Source organism: uncultured Pseudoflavonifractor sp. (assembly GCA_904419835.1).
Taxonomy (GTDB): Bacteria; Bacillota; Clostridia; order Oscillospirales; family Oscillospiraceae; genus Pseudoflavonifractor.
The window spans coordinates 1-17966 of sequence record CAJFTA010000001.1 but is presented as its reverse complement, the minus strand read 5'-3'; the positions used below and the strand labels follow the sequence as shown (position 1 = coordinate 17966).

Genomic DNA, 17966 nt, shown 5'->3' with positions numbered 1-17966 from the left:
TTAAGGGGGAGATCTCCTCCCCTTGGGGCTTTGCTGTGCCCCGGAGAAAAAATTCTAGTGCGAAATTGTGAACTGGATATGAATTTCTGGTAATTTACTTGGTTTTTTATTTTCCGGCCCTCTGTGGATGGTCTCACTTCTTCTTGCCCAACACGCTCATATACAGCCACAGATAGTAGAGGAAGGCCAGAATGGTCAGAACCAGGGCGAAGGAGATCATGCCGGTGGCCCAGCTCCGGGGAATCTGGGGGAAGAGCACCAGGGCGGCGCACACCACAAAGAACACGAACGTGGAGACCTTGCCCAGCCAGTTGGAGGGGATGACGTCGTCAATCTTATGGAGCATGGACAGGGCGCCCAGGCCCATGGCGGCCTCCTTGCAGAAGAAGATGATTACCGCCCAGACGGGGATGATGCCCGCCGCTGTGATACACACGATAACCGTGAAGGTCATCAGCTTGTCCGCCAGCGGGTCCAGAATCCGCCCCAGGCGGGTGATCTGGTTGAAGTGGCGGGCGATATAGCCGTCGGCCACGTCGGTGACAAAGGCCAGGGCGTACACTCCCGCCGCCCAGTAGCGCGCCGTGGGGCTGGGCTGGAAGAATACCACCGCAAAGACCGGCACCATAGCCAGCCGGAGCAGGGAGAGAAAATTAGGCACATTCATCGTTAACACCTTCATTTGTGTGGAATGGCGGGGATGCTCCGTTACAGCCCCTGAAGCAGGGTTATGGGATTGGTGGTCATGAAGAACTTGAGCAGGTGGGTCTGCTGGACGGTCTCCTCCGGGATGAGCTTGCCGGAATACTGGATGAGCCAGGCCGCCAGGAAGAGGATGAGCACGCCCTTGATGAGCCCCATGGCGGCGCCGCCGGTCTTATTGAGGAAGTTCAGGCCGGGCAGCTTTGCCACCAGGTCCACCGCGTGGGAGAACACCTTCCACGCAATCAGAATCAGCGCAAAGGCCACGGTGAAAATCACCGTATAGGCCACCGACTGGGCGATGGCGGCGGCGACGGCCGCCGCCGCATTGGCAGCCACGGCGGTCATACCGTCCTGGACCGCCTGGTCGATGGTGTTCACCAGGTCCTCATAGAGCCCCATGTCCCTGAGCACGGACAGCACGTCCTGAAGGGGGTAGTCCTCCCCCTCTGCCAGGCCGGCGGCGTCCTCCGCCGGGCCTGACTGCTGGAACTGCTCCTCCAGCCGCTCCTCAATTGCCTGGGCGAACCTGGGCTCCAGGGCGGCGCCCACCTTGGGCGCCAGCAGGTTGGCCAGGAAGCTGGCCCCCACAAAGGCCACCACCACGGCCAGCAGGCCGCACAGGGAGAGCACAAAGCCCCTGGACGCGCCCCGCCAGGCGAAGAGAATCAGAATTACCGCAATCGCAATGTCAAATACCAAATAAGACATGGGAACCTCCATATGGAATCACAAGAAAGCGTTTTTCCCTCAGCCCGGGATGTAGAGCCGGGCTGTTTTTGCACCGATGAGCATGGCGGTGCCGTCCGGCCGCATGAGCACCTTCTGGGCGTTCTGGGTGCCGGACAGGCTGTCGTAGGGCCGGAGATCCGAGGTGTAGATGTCCAGCCGGTCGGCGGTGAGCACGGCGATATACCGCCCCGCCGCGGACAGGGAGAGCACCTGCTCCCCGATGTCCAGGGCGCCCGCCGCCTGGCCCGACGCGTCGGTCACCAGCAGCTGGGCCTGGGTACCGGCCCGGTACTTGCCCAGCAGCAGCGCGGCGTACCCCTCCCCCTCCAGCGAGAACTCCTTCAGGTACTGGTCCGGGTAGCTGTACGCCCCCGTCCGCTCCCCCAGGCTCCGCTCCTCCAGGGAGATGACAAACACCGCCGTATCCCCCAGCGCCCACAGCGCCCCGTCCTGCTCCCGCAGGTCCAAAATCACGCTGCCGTCCAGCGGGGAGGAGGCGTCCGGTTCGGTCTCCTCCTCGGTCCGGTCCAGCCGGTAGAAGTCCAGGCTGCTGGCAAAGGACCCGCCGCTCTGGCTGACGGTGACTGCGGCCAGGTACCCGCCGTCCTCCGTCACCACCGCGTCCATCACAAAGCCGCTGGACCGGTTCAGCTGGAGCACCGGCTGCTGCTGGGGGTTGTACACGGTCACAGAGCCCTTGTAGCTGGCCGCCTGGGTGACCACCGCCAGCCAGCCGCTCTCATTGACCCGGGCGGAGAGGATGGTCATGCCGTCCTCCGCGCCCAGGGAGAACACCTTCTCCCTGTCCCGGAAGAGGTAGAGGCTGCTGCCGCCGGCATCGTAGGCCAGGGACCACTCCCCCGCCGCCATGGCCACCGGCTGCTCCATCACGACCTGTTCGTTTGCATACTGGGTGCCGCTGCCGGAAAACAGCCGCACGCCGGTGGTGGAGCACACCAGCAGGTTCTCCCCCGCTGAGACGAAAATGTCCCGGGCGCCGCCCTCGTGGGCAAAGGACTCGGCCTGGCCGCTGTCGTTCCGCTCCAGGCTGCGGTAGGTGAAGTACCGCCGGATTGCGTCAAAATTCAGCCGGTCCCGGTAGACCACCAGGGTCACCGCGCCGAAAATCAGCGCCAGCGTCACCAGGAAGGCCAGCAGGCGGACCAGAATATTCGGTTTTTTCTTCTGCCCGCCCTCGGGCGCCGCCCGTCTGTCGTTCATGTGTATGCACCAAATTCCTTAAAAATTCTGCGTCTCAGAGCACGTCCTCCTCATACCACAGCTGCGTCATGTACAGGCCGCCGGGAGGCGCGGTGGGCCCTGCTGCCGTGCGGCAGCGGCCCTCCAGAATGTCGCTCACCGCCTCCGGCGGGAATTTGCCCTCCGCGGCGTACACGCAGGTGCCCACCATGGCCCGCACCATATTATAGAGGAAGCCGTTGGCGCACACCCGGCACGCAATCATGTCCCCCGAGCGGGTTATGTTGAAGTAGTGCACGGTCCGCACCGTGGACTGCACCTCCGTGCCCACCGACTGGACGGCGGCAAAGTCGTGGGTGCCCACAAACCGGTCGGCCGCCGCCTGCATCACCGTCTCGTCCAGGTGCTTGGGGTAAAACCAGGCCCGGTTGACGAAAAAGGCGTTGCGGATGCGGGAGTTGTAGATGCGGTAGGTGTACTCTTTTTTGATACAGGAGCCGATGGCGTTGAAGCCGTCGTGAACCTCAGTGGCCTTGACCACCACAATGTCCTCCGGCAGGCGGGTGTTCACCGCCAGGGGAAGCCGGTCGCAGGGGATGGTGGAGGTGGTGCGGAAATTGGCGATATAGTTTTCCGCGTGGACGCCCGCGTCGGTGCGGCCCGCGCCGGTGCACTTCACCGCATGGCCCACCACCGACGCCAGCGCCTTCTCCAGGGTCTCCTCCACGGTGACGGCGTTTTTTTGGATCTGCCACCCGTGGTAGGCCGTCCCCACATACATCAGTTTTAACGCTATATTCCGCATGACGGCCTACCTCGCCTTTCCTCTCTTCTTCTACTTTACTTCCCCTCCGCCGGCATAGCCGCCGGAGCCTACGCTGCAAACGTGCCACCGGCACGTTTGCTATACGCTGCGGTGCCACCCGTGGTAGGTCGTCCCCACATACATCAATTTTAACGCGATATTTCTCATAAAATCATAGAGCTTTCATTAGAAATTTCTTAAATTTCACAGGCCGAAGTGCCCCAGCACGCCCACGGCCACGCAGACCGCCAGCCCGCACACCAGGAACGCCACGTCGGCCCTGCGGTATTTCAGCTGGCGCAGGCGGGTGCGGCCCTCTCCGCCGTGATAGCAGCGGCACTCCATGGCAACGGCCAGCTCGTCCGCCCGGCGGAAGGCCGAGATAAACAGGGGCACCAGCAGGGGGATGAGGGCCTTGGCCTTGTCCATCAGGCCGCCGGTGTCAAAGTCGGCGCCCCGGGCCTTCTGGGCGGACATGATTTTGTCCGTCTCCTCAATGAGGGTGGGGATGAAGCGGAGGGCGATGGACATCATCATGGACAGCTCATGGACGGGCACATGGATTTTCTTCAGGGGGCCCATCAGGTTCTCCAGTCCGTCGGTGAGGAGAATGGGCGAGGTGGTGTAGGTCAGCAGGAAGGTGCACAGAATGAGCATGGAGATGCGCAGCACCATAAAGATGGCCGACCAGATGCCCTCCACCGTCAGGTTGAGGAAGCCCCACTTCCAGATGGTCTGTCCCGGCGTCCAGAACAGGTTGAGGAAGGCGGTGATGACGATAATCATCATGATGGGCTTGAGGCCCCGGAAGATGGTCTTCAGCTTCACCTTGGACACGGCAATGGCCGAGGCCAGCACCACCATCATAATGCCGTACCCCACCAGCTGCTTGGCCAGGAAGAGGGCCACGATATACATGGCGGTGAGGAGAATTTTGGTCCGGGGGTCCAGGCGGTGGAGAATGGAATTTCCGGGGAAATACTGCCCCAGGGTAATGTCCTTCAGCGCCACTTACACCGCCCCCTTCCGCGCTCTGTACGCCGCCATGACGGCCGCCTTGGCCTGCTCCATGGTGTAGGCCGTGTCGTCCACGTCCACGCCCAGCTTTCTCAGCCGGTGGAGCACCCGGGTCACCTGGGGCACGCCCAGGCCCATGGCAATCAGCTCCTCCTCGTGGGCAAAGACCTCCCGGGGCGTGCCGGCGAAGGGGATGCGCCCGTCGTTGACCACCACCAGCCGGTCCACCGTCCGGGCCACCTCCTCCATGGAGTGGGAGACAATGATGATGGTGGCGTTCTTGGCCACGTGGTAGTCGTGGATGTTGGATAGGATATTTTCAACCCCCACCGGGTCCAGCCCGGCGGTGGGCTCGTCCAGAATGAGGACGGAGGGCTCCATGGCGATGACGCCCGCGATGGCCACCCGGCGCTTCTGGCCGCCGGAGAGCTCAAAGGGGGACTGCTCCAGCATGGCGTCGGACAGGCCCACAAAGGCCGCCGCCTCCCGGACCCGGCGGTCGATCTCCCCCTCGGAGAGCTTCATGTTCCGGGGACCGAAGGCGATGTCCTTGTACACCGTCTCCTCAAAGAGCTGGTACTCCGGGTACTGGAACACCAGGCCCACGTGAAAGCGGGTCTGGTGAGTGCGCTCCTTGGTCTCCCAGATGTCCTTCCCCTCAAAGAGCACCTGGCCGGAGGTGGGCTTGAGCAGGCCGTTGAGGTGCTGAATCAGGGTGGACTTGCCCGATCCGGTGTGGCCGATGATGCCCAGGTACTCCCCCCGGTAGGCCGTGAAATCCACATCAATCAGCGCGCCGTGCTCAAAGGGGGTGCCGGCGGAATAGATGTGGCTGAGTTTTTCCGTCTGGATAATCGCTTCCAATGGCTTCAGTCCTTTTTATCAGTGGTGCATTCCTCTTATGGAGGTAACGCCCGCGGAATATACCGGTTTACCGGGTGAGCAGCTCATACAGCGCCTGGGCGCAGTCCTCGTCGCTGAGGGCGTCCAGGGGGGCGTCCAGCCCCTCCTTCCGCAGCTCCCAGCACAGCTCCACCGTCTCGGGCACCGTCAGGCCCACGGCCTTCAGCTCCTCCACCCGCTGGAACACCTGCCGGGGGGCGCCGTCGGCAATGACCCTGCCCTTGCTCATGACCACCAGCCGGTCGGCCTGGGCGGCCTCGTCCATGTGGTGGGTGATGAGCACCACGGTGATGCCCGCGCTCCGGTTGAGCTGGCGGATGGTGCGCAGCACCTCCTGCCGGCCGATGGGGTCCAGCATGGCGGTGGGCTCGTCCAGCACGATGCACCGGGGCCGCATGGCGATAACGCCCGCAATGGCCACCCGCTGCTTCTGGCCGCCCGAGAGCAGATGGGGCGCGTGCTCCCGGTAGTCGTACATGTCCACCAGCCTGAGGGCCTCGTCCACCCGGCGGCGGATCTCCTCCGGGGGCACGCCCAGATTCTCGGGGGCGAAGGCCACGTCCTCCTCCACCACGTTGGCCACAATCTGGTTGTCCGGGTTCTGGAACACCATGCCTACGGTGCGGCGGATGTCCAGCAGCTTGTCGTCGTTGCAGGTGTCCATGCCGTCCACGTACACCTTGCCGCCGGTGGGCAGCAGAATGGCGTTCATGTGCTTGGCCAGGGTGGATTTGCCCGACCCGTTGTGGCCCAGCACCGCCACAAAGCTGCCCTCTTCAATTTCCAGGTCCACCCCGTCCAGCACCACCGGGGCGAGTCCCCCCTCGGCTTCGTAGGAGAAGCGGAGGTTGTCGGTTTTTACAATGGAATTGGCCATCTCTTGCCTCCCATTCCCTGTTGTTCTTTAGCGGTCGGCCATCCAGCGGCCGGTGGCGCCGCAGGGCAGCGCCAGGCCGGTCTCGGTGACGCTCAGGCCCAGCTCGGCGCTCTCGGTGCGGCCGCCGTGCCGTCTGGACACCACGGTCTCCAGAATATAGGTCAGCACCGAGGGGGCAAGGCCCGTGGTGTAGGAGTTGATGAGGAAGAACAGGGGCTCGTCGGACAGCACCTGGGCCACCAGCTCCACAAAGGGGTAGAGGTTCTCCTCCAGCTTCCAGATCTCGCCGGAGGGGCCCCGGCCGTAGGACGGCGGGTCCATGATCACCGCGTCGTACCTCCGGCCCCGGCGGATCTCCCGCTCCACAAACTTGCCGCAGTCGTCGATGATCCAGCGGATGGGCCTGTCCTCCACGCCGGAGGACTTGGCGTTCTCCCTGGCCCAGGCCACCATGCCCTTGGCCGCGTCCACGTGGCACACGCTGGCGCCGGCGGCGGCGCAGGCCACGGTGGCCCCGCCGGTGTAGGCGAAGAGGTTGAGCACCGACACGGGCCGCCCCGCCTTTTTAATCTGCTCCCGGGCAAAGTCCCAGTTGGCGGCCTGCTCGGGGAAGAGCCCGGTGTGCTTGAAGTTCATGGGCTTGATGTTGAAGGTCAGGTCCCCGTAGGATATCTGCCAGCGCTCGGGCACGTCCTTCTTCTCCCACTGGCCGCCGCCGGTGGAGGAGCGGGCGTACCGGGCGTCGGGCCGCCGCCACAGCCGGTTCTCCCGGGGGGTGTTCCAGATGGCCTGGGGGTCGGGCCGCACCAGGGTGTACTTGCCCCAGCGCTCCAGCTTCTCCCCGCCGCCGCAGTCAATCAGCTCGTAGTCGTTCCACTTGTCAGAAATCCACATAAGCATATCCCTCAAAACATATGTGCATACAAAATCAGTATATTATATCACCCCTTCCGCCGGAACGTCAATTCATAACTCCCCCTATCCGCGGGATTTCCCGGGCGTTTTTCTCGGCACTCCGCCCATTCCGCCCCGCAAATCATTGTATCGGGCGGAGAATTATGATATACTGTCTGTGATTGCGAGCCTATTTTCGCAGAAAGACGAGGTGTCTCATTATGAGTGAGCAGCAGTTCCGCAGCGTGGCCTTCGGCGGATTTCATAAGCAGGATGTGCTGAACTATGTGGAGACCTCCTCCAGGCAGCACCGGGAGAAGGTAACCGCCCTGACCAGGGATCTGGAGGAGGCCCGCAGGACCGCTTCCGAGGCGGAGAAGAAGCTGGCCGACGCGGCCCGCCGGGAGGAGGAGCTGTCCGCCCGGGCCGAGGCCCTGGCCGCCCAGCTGAAGGAGAAGAGCGACGCGCTGGACGCCGTCCGGACCGAGCTGGAGGAGAAGGCCGCCCGGCTGGCGCGGGTGGAGGAGGAGCTCTCCGCGGCCCAGTCCCGCCTGTCCCGCTCGGAGGCGGACGCCGAGGCCTACGCCGGCGTCAAGGACCGGGTGGCCGGCATTGAGCTGGACGCCCACTACCGGGCCCAGGCCATCCAGGCCGAGGCGGAGAAAAAGGCCAGAGAGACCCGGGATCAGGTCCGGGTATGGCTGGACCGGGTGGAGGCGGGGTACGACCGCCTGCGCACCGACGTGGACGCCACCATCTCCCACGCCGCCGGCGAGCTGGACCGGGTGGCCCGCAGCCTGGAGCACATCACCGCCGAGTTCGCCGAGCACGACACCGCCCTGGAGAAGCTGCTCCAGGTCTGCCGCGAGGGGGAGCCCCCCAAGGCCCCCGAGCCCCTGACGGAGGAGTGAGCCATGGCGCAGACCGTCTCTCTCACCACGCAGCAGCTGCCCGCCGCCGCCCCCTCCCTCCGGGCCGGGGACAGGGTGCTCCTGTCGGGCGTCATCTACACCGCCCGGGACGCGGCCCACAAGCGCATCTTCGCCCTGCTGGACCAGGGTAAGGATCCGCCCTTCCCTCTGAAGGACGCAGTCATCTACTACGCCGGGCCCACCCCCGGCCAGCAGGGCATGGCGGTGGGGGCCTGCGGCCCCACCACCTCCAGCCGGATGGACCCCTACGCCCCCCGGCTGCTGGACCTGGGACTGCGGGCCATGATTGGCAAGGGCCAGCGGTCCCAGGCCGTGGTGGACGCCATCGTCCGCAGCGGCGGGGTGTACTTTGCCGCCGTGGGCGGCGCCGGTGCCCTTATTGCCAGGTGCATCAAAACGGCGGAGGTCATCGCCTTTGAGGACCTGGGCTGCGAGTCGGTCAAGCGGATGACCGTTCAGGACCTCCCCCTCACCGTGGCCATTGACGCCCGGGGCGGCAACCTCTACGAGACCGGCCGGGCCGCCTGGGCCCGGTAATGCGCTGAATATCTCTCAGCGGCGCGGAAGAGATTCCGCGCCGCTCTTTTCTGTCCCTCTTGCCAACGCCGTCCCGGGCTGATATAGTAAGCTCAATCAGTCTTGAGAGGAAGGATCCCATGAACGGAACCACCGTGGTGCTCAACGCCGCAAAAATGAACTACGATGGGAGGCTGGACCTCACTTCCCTGGCCCCCCATGTCACCATCTATGAAGACAGCACGCCCGAGCAGATTCCCCAGCGGCTCCAGGGCTGCGAGATCGCCGTGACCAAGGAGCTGCCCGTGCCCGCCGAGCTCATCGCCCGGTTCCCCGACTCGGTGAAGCTCATCTGTGAGGCGGGCACCGGCTACAACAACATCGACCTGGCCGCCGCCAGGGCCAGGGGCATCACCGTGTGCAACATTCCGGCGTACAGCTCCCAGCGGGTGGCCCACACGGCCGTCATGCTCCTCCTGTGCCTCAGCTCCTCCATGGGCGCCCAGATCAGGATGCTGGAGCGGGGCGACCGGAGCAATTTCACCCGCTGCCTGGGCCTGGACCATGTGGAGATCAACGGCAAGACCCTGGGGCTCATCGGCGCGGGCAGCATCGGCCGGGCGGTGATGAAAATCGCCCTGGCCCTGGACATGGAGGTGCTGGTCTGCAGCCGCACCCCCCGGGACTACGGCCCCGGCGTGACCTGCGTCGGCCTGGAGGAGCTGCTCCGCCGGAGCGACTACGTCTCCCTCCACTGCCCCCTCACCGCCGCCACCCGGCACCTCATCGGCCGGGACGCCCTGGCCCTCATGAAGCCCACCGCCTTTCTCATCAACACCGCCCGGGGCGCCCTGGTGGACGAGGCCGCGCTCATTGACGCCCTGCGGGCCGGAACCATCGCGGGCGCGGGCCTGGACGTGCAGGAGACCGAGCCCCCGGCGGCGGACAACCCCCTCTATGCCATGGAAAACGTCATCCTCACCCCCCACATGGGCTGGAAGGGCCTGGAGACCAGGCAGCGGCTCGTCTCCCTGCTGGCGGAGAACATCGCCGCCTATCTGGCGGGCCGCCCCGTCAACGTGGTGGGCTGAGGTCAAATCGAGGCAGATTTTTCCGCTCAACTGCAAGAAATCCATTGCAATTTCTGTATACAGCGGGTAAAATAAGAATTTAGCCGGCTGTCTCCGGGCGGCACGGCAGGAATGGAACATTTAAGGAGTGAAACAACATGACCGAAGAGCTGAACACCACCATGACCCAAAACTTCATCCATGATTTCATTGACGAGGACATCGCCCAGGGTGGTCAGTTCCAGGGCATGACCGTCCATACCCGCTTCCCCCCCGAGCCCAACGGCTACCTCCACATCGGCCACGCCAAGGCCATCTTCATCGACTTCGGCACCGCCGAGAAGTACGGCGGGCTGTGCAACCTCCGCATGGACGACACCAACCCCACCAAGGAGGATGTGGAGTATGTGGAGGCCATCCAGGAGGACATCCACTGGCTGGGCTACGACTGGGGTGACCGGTTCTACTACGCCTCCGATTACTTTGAAAAGATGTACGACTGCGCCGTGGCGCTCATTAAGAAGGGCCTGGCCTACGTCTGCGAGCTGACCCCCGAGCAGTTTAAGGAGTACCGGGGCGACGTGAACACCCCCGCCCGCTCCCCCTACCGGGACCGCCCTGTGGAGGAGTCCCTGGACCTGTTCGCCCGCATGCGCTCCGGCGAGTTTGAGAACGGCCGCATGACCCTGAGGGCCAAGATTGACCTCAGCAGCGGCAACTTCAACATGCGGGACCCCGTCATCTACCGCATCAACCACATGCACCACCACCGCCAGGGGGACAAGTGGTGCATCTACCCCATGTACGACTTCGCCCACCCCATCGAGGACGCCCTGGAGGGCATCACCCACTCCCTGTGCTCCCTGGAGTTTGAGGACCACCGCCCCCTGTACGACTGGGTCATTGCCCACTGCGACCTGCCCTCCAAGCCCCGTCAGATTGAGTTTGCCCGGCTGGGCATCAACTACACCGTCATGAGCAAGCGGAAGCTGCGCCAGCTGGTGGAGGAGGGCCGGGTCTCCGGCTGGGACGACCCCCGCATGCCCACCCTGTGCGGCCTGCGCCGCCGGGGCTATACCCCCCGGTCCATCCGCAACTTCTCCGAGCGCAACGGCGTGAGCAAGGCGGCCTCCACCGTGGAGTTCGCCTTCCTGGAGCACTGCCTCCGGGAGGACCTGAACGAGGTGGCCCTGCGCCGCATGGCGGTGCTGCGCCCCATCAAGCTCACCGTCACCAACTACCCCGAGGGCCAGAGCGAGACCTTCACCGTGGAGAACAACCCCAGCCGCCCCGAGGACGGCGTCCGCGAGGTGTCCTTCTCCCGCCACCTGTACATTGAGGCCGAGGACTTCCTGGAGACCCCGGTGCCCAAGTACAAGCGCCTCTACCCCGATGGCCCCGAGTGCCGCCTGAAGGGCGCCTATCTCATCAAGTGCACCGGCTGCGTGAAGGACGAGAACGGCAGCGTGGTGGAGGTTCTCTGCGAGTACGACCCCGACTCCCGGGGGGGAGATCCCGCCGACGGCCGCAAGGTGAAGGGCGCCACCATCCACTGGGTGGACGCCGCCACCGCCGTGGACGCGGAGATCCGTCTGTACGACAACCTGTTCTCCGACGCCGACCCCGGCGCCGGCGACAAGAACTTCCTGGACTGCCTGAACCCCAACTCCCTGGAGGTGCTCTCCGGCGCTAAGGTGGAGGCCAGCCTGGCGGATGCCGCCGCCCCCGCCTCCTTCCAGTTCCTGCGCCAGGGCTACTTCTGCGTGGACAGCAGGGACTCCTCCCCTGATCACCTGGTGTTCAACCGGTCCGTGAGCCTGAAGGACAGCTTCAAATTCTGATTCCCGGCGGCCGCAGGCCCTCCCCGGCTTCGGGGGCGGCCTGCGGCCCCTTTTTCTTCCACGAGGTGAGTGAACATGTACAATTTCCGCAACGACTACTCCGAGGGCGCCCATCCCGCCGTCCTCGCCGCCCTGGCCGCCCACAACGGCGAGCACGTCGTGGGCTACGGCGCCGACCAGTACTGCGCCAGGGCCGCCCAGCTCATCAGAGACCTGTGCCGCTGCCCCGGGGCGGACGTCCAGTTTCTCATCGGCGGCACCCAGACCAACTTCACCGCCGTCGCCGCCTTCCTCCGCCCCTGGGAGGGGGTCATCTGCGCCCACACCGGCCACGTCAACGGCCATGAGGGCGGCGCGGTGGAGGCCACCGGCCACAAGCTGCTCCAGGCCCAGGCCGGGCCGGACGGCAAGCTGACCCCGGAGCTCATCCTCCCCCTGGTGGAGGAGGGCCGCAATGAGCATGTGGTGCTGCCCAGGCTGGTCTACATCTCGGACGCCACGGAGAACGGCGCGGTGTACACCCTGGCCGAGCTGGAGGCCCTCTCCTCCTGCTGCAGGGCCAACGGCCTGCTGCTGTTCCTGGACGGCGCCCGGCTGGGGGCCGCCTTCGGCGCGGCGGGGAACGACCTGACCCTCCCCGACCTGGCCCGCCTCACCGACGCGTTCTACATCGGCGGCACCAAGAACGGCGCCCTCATGGGCGAGGCCCTGATCATCGTCAACCCCACCCTTCAGGAGGGCTTCTTCCGCATCAAGAAGCAGCGGGGCGCGGTGCTGGCCAAGGGCTGGCTGCTGGGGCTCCAGTTCCATGCCCTGCTGGAGGACGGGCTCTACTGGACCATCGCCCGCCACGCGGTGGACATGGCCCAGGCGCTCCAGACCGGCCTGGAGGCGCTGGGGCTGCCCATGGCCCCCCGCTCGGCCAGCAACATGGTGTTCCCCGTGGTGCCCGACAGCCTGCTCCCCGCGCTGGACAGACTGTGCACCTACGAGGTGTGGACCCGTCAGGACGCTGACCACACGGTGGTCCGGCTGGTGACCTCCTTCGCCACCCGGCAGGCCGACGTGGACGGCTTCCTCTCCGCGCTGAAAGAAGCGCTGTAACCCGCTATCATCCCCATCTTCCATGAGGTGACCTATGAACAGACAGCCTTCCGCCCCAGGGGCGGCCCAATTCTATGACCGGTTCGGCCCCTTCCTGCTGGCCGGGCTGGCGGCGGTCATCATGGCCCTGGTGCTCTTCTCCGGCGGCGGGGCGGGCCTGTCCAACAACGGGGACTTTGGCCGTGTGCTGAGCACCAACTCCCTGGACTATGCGGAGAGCACCGGCTCCTTTGCGTATGAGGACACCTTCCGTATGGTCTTTCAGGGGGATTCCGCCGGGGAGAAGCTGTGGAACCTCCTCTTCAATCTGGACAACACCGCCGCCTACCCCTCCATCCACCTGGTGTTCGTCCGGGCCTCCCTGGCGGGCAACCTGGCCCTCAACGTGCTCACCGGCCAGAGCCTGGACACCTACCATATCCAGGTGCTGGGCCTTATCTACCTGCTGTGCTATGCCGGGCTGCTGCTCCTGCTCTTCCGCTCCTTCAAGCTGCCCTCCCTGTGGTGCGACCTGCTGGCAAAGCTGGCCGTCCTCTTGGTCCTGTGCGACGAGGGGTACATCACCTACTTCAACTCCCTGTACAGCGAGCCGGTGCAGATGCTGGGCCTGCTGTCCATGGCGGTGTTCGGCCTGCGGCTGCTCTCCCGCCGGGGCAGCCCGGGCTGGAACGCGGGGTGGTACTTCCTCTCCTGCGTGGTGTACGGCTGGAGCAAGTTCATCAATCTGCCGGCGGCCGCCCTGTGCGCCCTGGGCATGGGGGCGGTGCTGTTCCTCCGGGCGGAGAAAAAATACCGGAAGTGGCTGTGCGGCGGCGCTGCTGCCTGCGTGGCCGTACTGGGGGCGGTGTACCTCTCCCTCCCCGGCTGGATGGACTATGAGACCAATTACAACGCCGTGTTCTACGGCGTCCTCAAGGACACCACCCCGGAGCAGACCGAACAGTACCTCTCCGACCTGGGCCTGCCGGACTATATGGCGGAGTACGCCAACTCCAACTACTATATGGACCGGGCGGCCCCCGCCCGGGAGAGCGAGCAGTTCCGGGCGGACTTCTCCCAGGTGTCCAAGTTCGACCTGCTGTTCTTCTACCTCTCCCACCCGGGCTACTACCTGGAAAAGCTGGACGTGGCCATGGCCCACACCGGCTTTATCCGGCCCTACTACCTCTCCAACCTGGACGGCACCCACCCCCGGCTCACCTTTGCCGGCCGCTTCGGCGGCTGGAGCTGGCTGAGGAGCCAGCTGCCCGTCAACACCTGGCTGGCAGCCGGGCTCATCACGGCGGCGGGCTGCTGGGCCCTGTGGCGGGCCGCGGCGGGCCGGAAGGGCGCGGGGCGGGATAAGCGCTCCGCCGCCCTCCTGGTGCTCACCCTGCTGGGCGCCATGGCCTACCAGTTTCTCATCCCAACGGTCACAAACGGCGAGGGGGACCTGGCCAAGCACATGTTCGCCTTCGCCCAGTTCATCGACCTGCTGCTGCTCCTGCTGCTGGCCTGGCTGGGGTACCGGCTGTCTGTGCCGGAGCGGGCAGGCCGTCCTGCCGCTGTGCTGGCGGGGGGAACCGCCGGGGCGCTGTGCCTGCTGCTGGCCGTGCCCGCCGGAATCTCCCTGGTGCGGGAGCGGCTGCCCCACGACAATCTGGAAGCTGGGGCCTACGTCCAGCTGGGCGTCTGGGAGGGGGAGTCCCTCCTGTGGCAGGCTGTGGAGCAGCAGGAGGACGGCAGCTGGCTGCTCCTGGCGGCGGAGGCGGTGGACAGCCGCCCCTTTGACCGGGACGGGGACCTGGGCAGCAGCCGGTGGAGCGACTCCGACCTGCGGGCGTGGCTCAACGGCGACTTCCTCACGTCCGCCTTTGACCAGTCGGAACAGGAGATGCTGGTGACGGGCAGCCATCGTGTGCTGCTGTCCATCGCGGACCGGTCGCTGGCCGACTCCGGCTTCAACGACTTCTTCGCCTTCCATGTGCCGGCCTACAGTGACCGGGGCATGGAGGAGGCGGTGGCCATGGACTGCACCGACGCCGTCCGCCTGCCCGACATCGGCCTGATGGCCTCCCTGTCCCGGGCGGGGCTGCTCTCCGGCCCCCCCTGCTGGATGGACACCCCCTACTTCAACAACGGCTCCATGGTGCGTATCCTGGGCGCCGACGGGTACTTCTACATGCGGGACGCCGCCGACACCTGGGGCGTCCGCCCGGTGGTGACCCTGGCGGCGGGGACGGAGCTCACCGGCTCGGGCAGTGTTGGAGATCCCTTTATCCCGGAACCATGATAAAACGACTGCCTGTCTCAGAGAGACAGGCAGTCGTTTTATTTCTCCAGCAGGCGCTTGTTCACCCAGGCGCGGCTGTGCCAGCGCCAGAGGAAGAGGCCGGCCCGGATGCACTCGTCCGCCGCCATGGCAATCCACAGCCCCGCCAGGCCCATTTCAAACACCACGCCCAGCAGCCAGCTGCCGCCCACGCCCACCAGCCAGGCGTCAATGACGCAGATGACGATGGGGAACCGGATGTCCCCGCAGGCCTGGAGGGCCCGGCACATGGTCATGTTCACCGCCCGGCCCAGCTCCAGGGGAATTTCGATGAGCATAATGGTTCTGGCCAGGGCCAGGACCTGGGGGTCTGTGGTGAACAGGCGGTAGGCCGGCTCGCACAGCAGGAACAGCACGACGGACATGGCCCCCGAGATGACCATGGAGCAGAGCACGGTGCGGTACACCTGCCGGTTGGTCTCCTCCACCTTCTCCGCGCCCATGAGCCGGGCGGCCACCACCTGGCAGGCCTGGCTCATGGCCGATCCGAACATGTAGGTGACGTTGGCAAAGATGTTGGCGTACACCCTGGTGTTCACCACAAAGGCGGCAAAGCGGTTGCACACAGTCTGGATGCAGATCTGGGACATGTTGTAGCTCACCGACTCGCCGCCGGCGGGCACGCCGATGCGGAGCAGCCGCCGCAGCTGCTCCCTGGGGAAGGGCCGCAGCTGGGAGAAGCGGATCACCGGGCCGAATTTTTTCCAGAAGAGCACGGCGATGATGACCATGCCCACCATCCGGCTCAGGCCGCTGGAGATGGCCGCGCCGGCAATGCCCAGGGCGGGCAGGGGCCCCACGCCGTTGATGAGGATGTAGTTGCCCGCGATGTTCAGGCAGTTCATGAGCACGGAGATAACCATGGTCTCCTTCATCATCTGGCTGGAGCGGAAGAAAGCGGTAAAGGTCAGATACACCGCCTGGAACACCATGCCCGCGCCGATGATGCGCATATAGAGGCAGGCTTTGTCAAAAATCTCCTCATGGACGCCCATCAGCCGGAAGATGGGCCCGCAGCCCAGCACCAGAATCAGGCTCACCGCCACGCCGAAGACAATGTTGGTGAAGAGGGACACGGTGTAGGTCTCGTTGATGCTTCTGGTGTCCCGGGCGCCGATGTACTGGGAGATGAGGATCATGGAGGCGGTGCACACCACGGAGAACACCAGCAGCAGCAGGTTGGTCACCTGGTTGGCGTTGCCGATGGCTCCCACACCGTTTGGGTCCACCCAGCCCACCATGATCTGGTCCGCGTTGCCCACCAGCATCTGGAGCAGCAGCTCCACAAAAATCGGCCCGGTCAGCAGGAGAATGTTGTTCTCCCGTCCGCCGGACGCTCTGGGTTTTGTCATCGTCTTTTCCATCGCACACCTGACCCTCCGGACAATGCCGCAAATACAAATGGGTGCGCCTCAGCAGAGGCACTGCCTATTATCATGCGTACTGTAACAATGGTTGAATTGCATAAAAACGGCTCAGAGCCGTTTTTATGCAATTGCGCGGCTGCCGCCGCGCGAATAAACCGATTTGCGGTTTATTCAGCAGACATTTATTATAGAGCACAGGCGCGATTTTTCAATTGTGAGATCTGACGCATTTGGGCGCCTCTCCGCCCGCCCCTTCTATTCATTCCGGCCCACTCAGCCGCTCCGCACAGTCCTCCAGCTCCGCGAAGGAATTCACCATCTGGTAGCGGGGCCGGATCCGGTCCTGAAGGTAGCTGGGCAGCTGGTCGAAATACTCCTCCGCGCCCGGCTCATGGCGGAAGAGGGCGTACATATCGTTGTATTCCCGTCTCATGCTGCATCACCTCCCCCACAGTGTGCACAGAAACGGGGCAATTGATGCGGCGTGTTCTGCCTGAGGGCAGCAAAAACCCCACAGCCTGACGGCTGTGGGGTTTTAAATTCTTAGTAGAATTTCTTGCGGTTCTTGCGCGCGGCCTCAGACTTCTTGCGGCGCTTTACGCTCGGACTCTCATAGCACTCGCGCTTACGCACCTCGGCCAGGACGCCCGACTTGGCGCAGCTGCGCTTAAAACGCTTCAGGGCGTTCTCCAGGGACTCGCCCTCTTTCACACGGACTTCCGACATTGATTTCCCCTCCCTCCGACGCGGCAGACCTGTCTGCCACGAAAGGGCCACAGGCATAGGCGGTTGCGCCTACTAGATATGGCTTTAACAGTAGTATTATATGAAAAATTCAGCGTCTTGTCAAGGGAATCTTTTAAAGGGAAAAAATTTCCCTTTCCCTGCGCCGCCCTGCCCCGGATTGGGAGCCGGTGCGGCCGGCGCCTCACTTATTTTGCGATCAGGTTGACCAGCTTGTTGGGCACCAGGATGGTCTTGACCAGGTTCTTGCCCTCGGTGAACTTCTGGACCTTGGGGTCCTTAAGGGCCTCGGCCACCACGGTGTCCTCATCGCTGTCCATGGGCACGGTGATGGTGGCGCGGAGCTTGCCGCACACCTGGACGGCCATCTGCACCTGGGCGTCGATGGTCTTGCTCTCGTCGTAGGCGGGCCAGGACTGCTGGCAGGCCATGCCGCCGGCCTGGGCGGCGTAGCCCAGGGTCTCCCACAGCTCCTCCACCATGTGGGGCGCGAAGGGGGAGAGCATGAGCAGCAGGGCGGCGTAGTCGCCCTTGGAGCAGCCGTTGGCGTAGAAGTCGTTGACCAGGGCCATGAGGGCGGCGATGGCGGTGTTGAACTTCATGGCCTCGATGTCGTCGGACACCTTCCTGATGGTCTTGTGGATGGCGCTCTCGTTGGCGGCGGAGTAGCCCTCCCCGCCGCTAAGCTGCTCGGACAGGTTCCACACCCGGTCCAGGAAGCGCTTGCAGCCCTTGACGGCGTTGTCGCTCCAGGAGGCGGCCTTCTCAAAGTCGCCGATGAACATGATATAGGTGCGCATGGTGTCCGCGCCGTACTGGGCCACCACGTCGTTGGGGTTGACCACGTTGCCCCGGCTCTTGGACATCTTCTCGCCGCCCTCGCCCAGGATCATGCCGTGGGAGGTGCGCTTCTGGTAGGGCTCCTTGGTGGGCACCACGCCGATGTCGTAG

Annotated in this window: 18 protein-coding genes; 6 read left to right on the top strand and 12 right to left on the bottom strand. The window is 64.7% G+C overall.

The window, feature by feature from the left end:
* Nucleotides 1–133: 133 nt before the first annotated feature.
* The 8 genes from pgsA to QZY67_RS00055 form a co-directional block, all read right to left on the bottom strand.
* Nucleotides 134–667 carry a CDP-diacylglycerol--glycerol-3-phosphate 3-phosphatidyltransferase gene (pgsA, locus tag QZY67_RS00090; protein WP_295367985.1) on the bottom strand — a complete coding sequence of 178 codons (534 nt, stop codon included), beginning with the start codon at nucleotides 665–667 and terminating at the stop codon, nucleotides 134–136.
* Between the two features lie 41 nt (nucleotides 668–708).
* Nucleotides 709–1413 (bottom strand): CvpA family protein, encoded by a 705-nt coding sequence (locus QZY67_RS00085; RefSeq protein ID WP_295367984.1) that lies wholly within the window; start codon nucleotides 1411–1413, stop codon nucleotides 709–711.
* Nucleotides 1414–1452: 39 nt separating this feature from the next.
* Nucleotides 1453–2655, bottom strand: coding sequence for a DUF5711 family protein (locus tag QZY67_RS00080; RefSeq protein WP_294535164.1), 1203 nt, complete (start codon nucleotides 2653–2655; stop codon nucleotides 1453–1455).
* Between the two features lie 34 nt (nucleotides 2656–2689).
* A complete protein-coding gene (truA, locus tag QZY67_RS00075; RefSeq protein ID WP_295367983.1) occupies nucleotides 2690–3439 on the bottom strand; it encodes a tRNA pseudouridine(38-40) synthase TruA in 750 nt (249 codons plus the stop codon).
* A gap of 204 nt (nucleotides 3440–3643) precedes the next feature.
* A complete protein-coding gene (locus QZY67_RS00070) occupies nucleotides 3644–4450 on the bottom strand; it encodes an energy-coupling factor transporter transmembrane component T (RefSeq protein WP_295367982.1) in 807 nt (268 codons plus the stop codon).
* Nucleotides 4451–5320 carry an energy-coupling factor transporter ATPase gene (locus QZY67_RS00065; RefSeq protein ID WP_295367981.1) on the bottom strand — a complete coding sequence of 290 codons (870 nt, stop codon included), beginning with the start codon at nucleotides 5318–5320 and terminating at the stop codon, nucleotides 4451–4453. It lies immediately after the preceding gene.
* A gap of 67 nt (nucleotides 5321–5387) precedes the next feature.
* A complete protein-coding gene (locus QZY67_RS00060) occupies nucleotides 5388–6236 on the bottom strand; it encodes an energy-coupling factor transporter ATPase (protein WP_295367980.1) in 849 nt (282 codons plus the stop codon).
* 27 nt (nucleotides 6237–6263) lie between these two features.
* On the bottom strand, nucleotides 6264–7130 hold the full coding sequence (locus QZY67_RS00055) for a class I SAM-dependent methyltransferase (RefSeq protein WP_294535177.1): 867 nt from the start codon (nucleotides 7128–7130) through the stop codon (nucleotides 6264–6266).
* A gap of 221 nt (nucleotides 7131–7351) precedes the next feature.
* On the opposite strand from QZY67_RS00055, the gene QZY67_RS00050 reads away from it, so the two are divergent.
* The 6 genes from QZY67_RS00050 to QZY67_RS00025 all read left to right on the top strand — a co-directional run bounded on the left by QZY67_RS00050 (nucleotide 7352) and on the right by QZY67_RS00025 (nucleotide 14865).
* Nucleotides 7352–8041, top strand: coding sequence for a hypothetical protein (locus QZY67_RS00050; RefSeq protein ID WP_295367978.1), 690 nt, complete (start codon nucleotides 7352–7354; stop codon nucleotides 8039–8041).
* Nucleotides 8042–8044: 3 nt separating this feature from the next.
* Nucleotides 8045–8599, top strand: coding sequence for a Fe-S-containing hydro-lyase (locus QZY67_RS00045; protein ID WP_295367977.1), 555 nt, complete (start codon nucleotides 8045–8047; stop codon nucleotides 8597–8599).
* A 119-nt stretch (nucleotides 8600–8718) separates the two neighbouring features.
* Nucleotides 8719–9669, top strand: a complete 951-nt coding sequence (locus QZY67_RS00040) for an NAD(P)-dependent oxidoreductase (RefSeq protein WP_295367976.1) — start codon at nucleotides 8719–8721, stop codon at nucleotides 9667–9669.
* A gap of 137 nt (nucleotides 9670–9806) precedes the next feature.
* A complete protein-coding gene (locus tag QZY67_RS00035; protein WP_295367975.1) occupies nucleotides 9807–11489 on the top strand; it encodes a glutamine--tRNA ligase/YqeY domain fusion protein in 1683 nt (560 codons plus the stop codon).
* 75 nt (nucleotides 11490–11564) lie between these two features.
* Entirely contained in the window at nucleotides 11565–12593 is a 1029-nt protein-coding gene (locus tag QZY67_RS00030) for a beta-eliminating lyase-related protein (RefSeq protein ID WP_295367974.1), read from the top strand.
* Nucleotides 12594–12627: 34 nt separating this feature from the next.
* A complete protein-coding gene (locus QZY67_RS00025) occupies nucleotides 12628–14865 on the top strand; it encodes a DUF6273 domain-containing protein (protein ID WP_295367973.1) in 2238 nt (745 codons plus the stop codon).
* Between the two features lie 38 nt (nucleotides 14866–14903).
* Here the strand turns inward: QZY67_RS00025 and QZY67_RS00020 are convergent, their stop codons facing one another.
* The 4 genes from QZY67_RS00020 to QZY67_RS00005 form a co-directional block, all read right to left on the bottom strand.
* On the bottom strand, nucleotides 14904–16256 hold the full coding sequence (locus tag QZY67_RS00020; protein WP_295367972.1) for an MATE family efflux transporter: 1353 nt from the start codon (nucleotides 16254–16256) through the stop codon (nucleotides 14904–14906).
* Between the two features lie 274 nt (nucleotides 16257–16530).
* Complete coding sequence (locus QZY67_RS00015) at nucleotides 16531–16704, bottom strand: hypothetical protein (protein WP_294535199.1); 174 nt, start codon at nucleotides 16702–16704, stop codon at nucleotides 16531–16533.
* 110 nt (nucleotides 16705–16814) lie between these two features.
* Nucleotides 16815–16997 carry a 30S ribosomal protein S21 gene (rpsU, locus tag QZY67_RS00010; protein WP_294520882.1) on the bottom strand — a complete coding sequence of 61 codons (183 nt, stop codon included), beginning with the start codon at nucleotides 16995–16997 and terminating at the stop codon, nucleotides 16815–16817.
* Between the two features lie 206 nt (nucleotides 16998–17203).
* The coding region (locus tag QZY67_RS00005) for a class I tRNA ligase family protein (protein ID WP_295367970.1) at nucleotides 17204–17966 on the bottom strand (763 nt) is incomplete at its 5' end.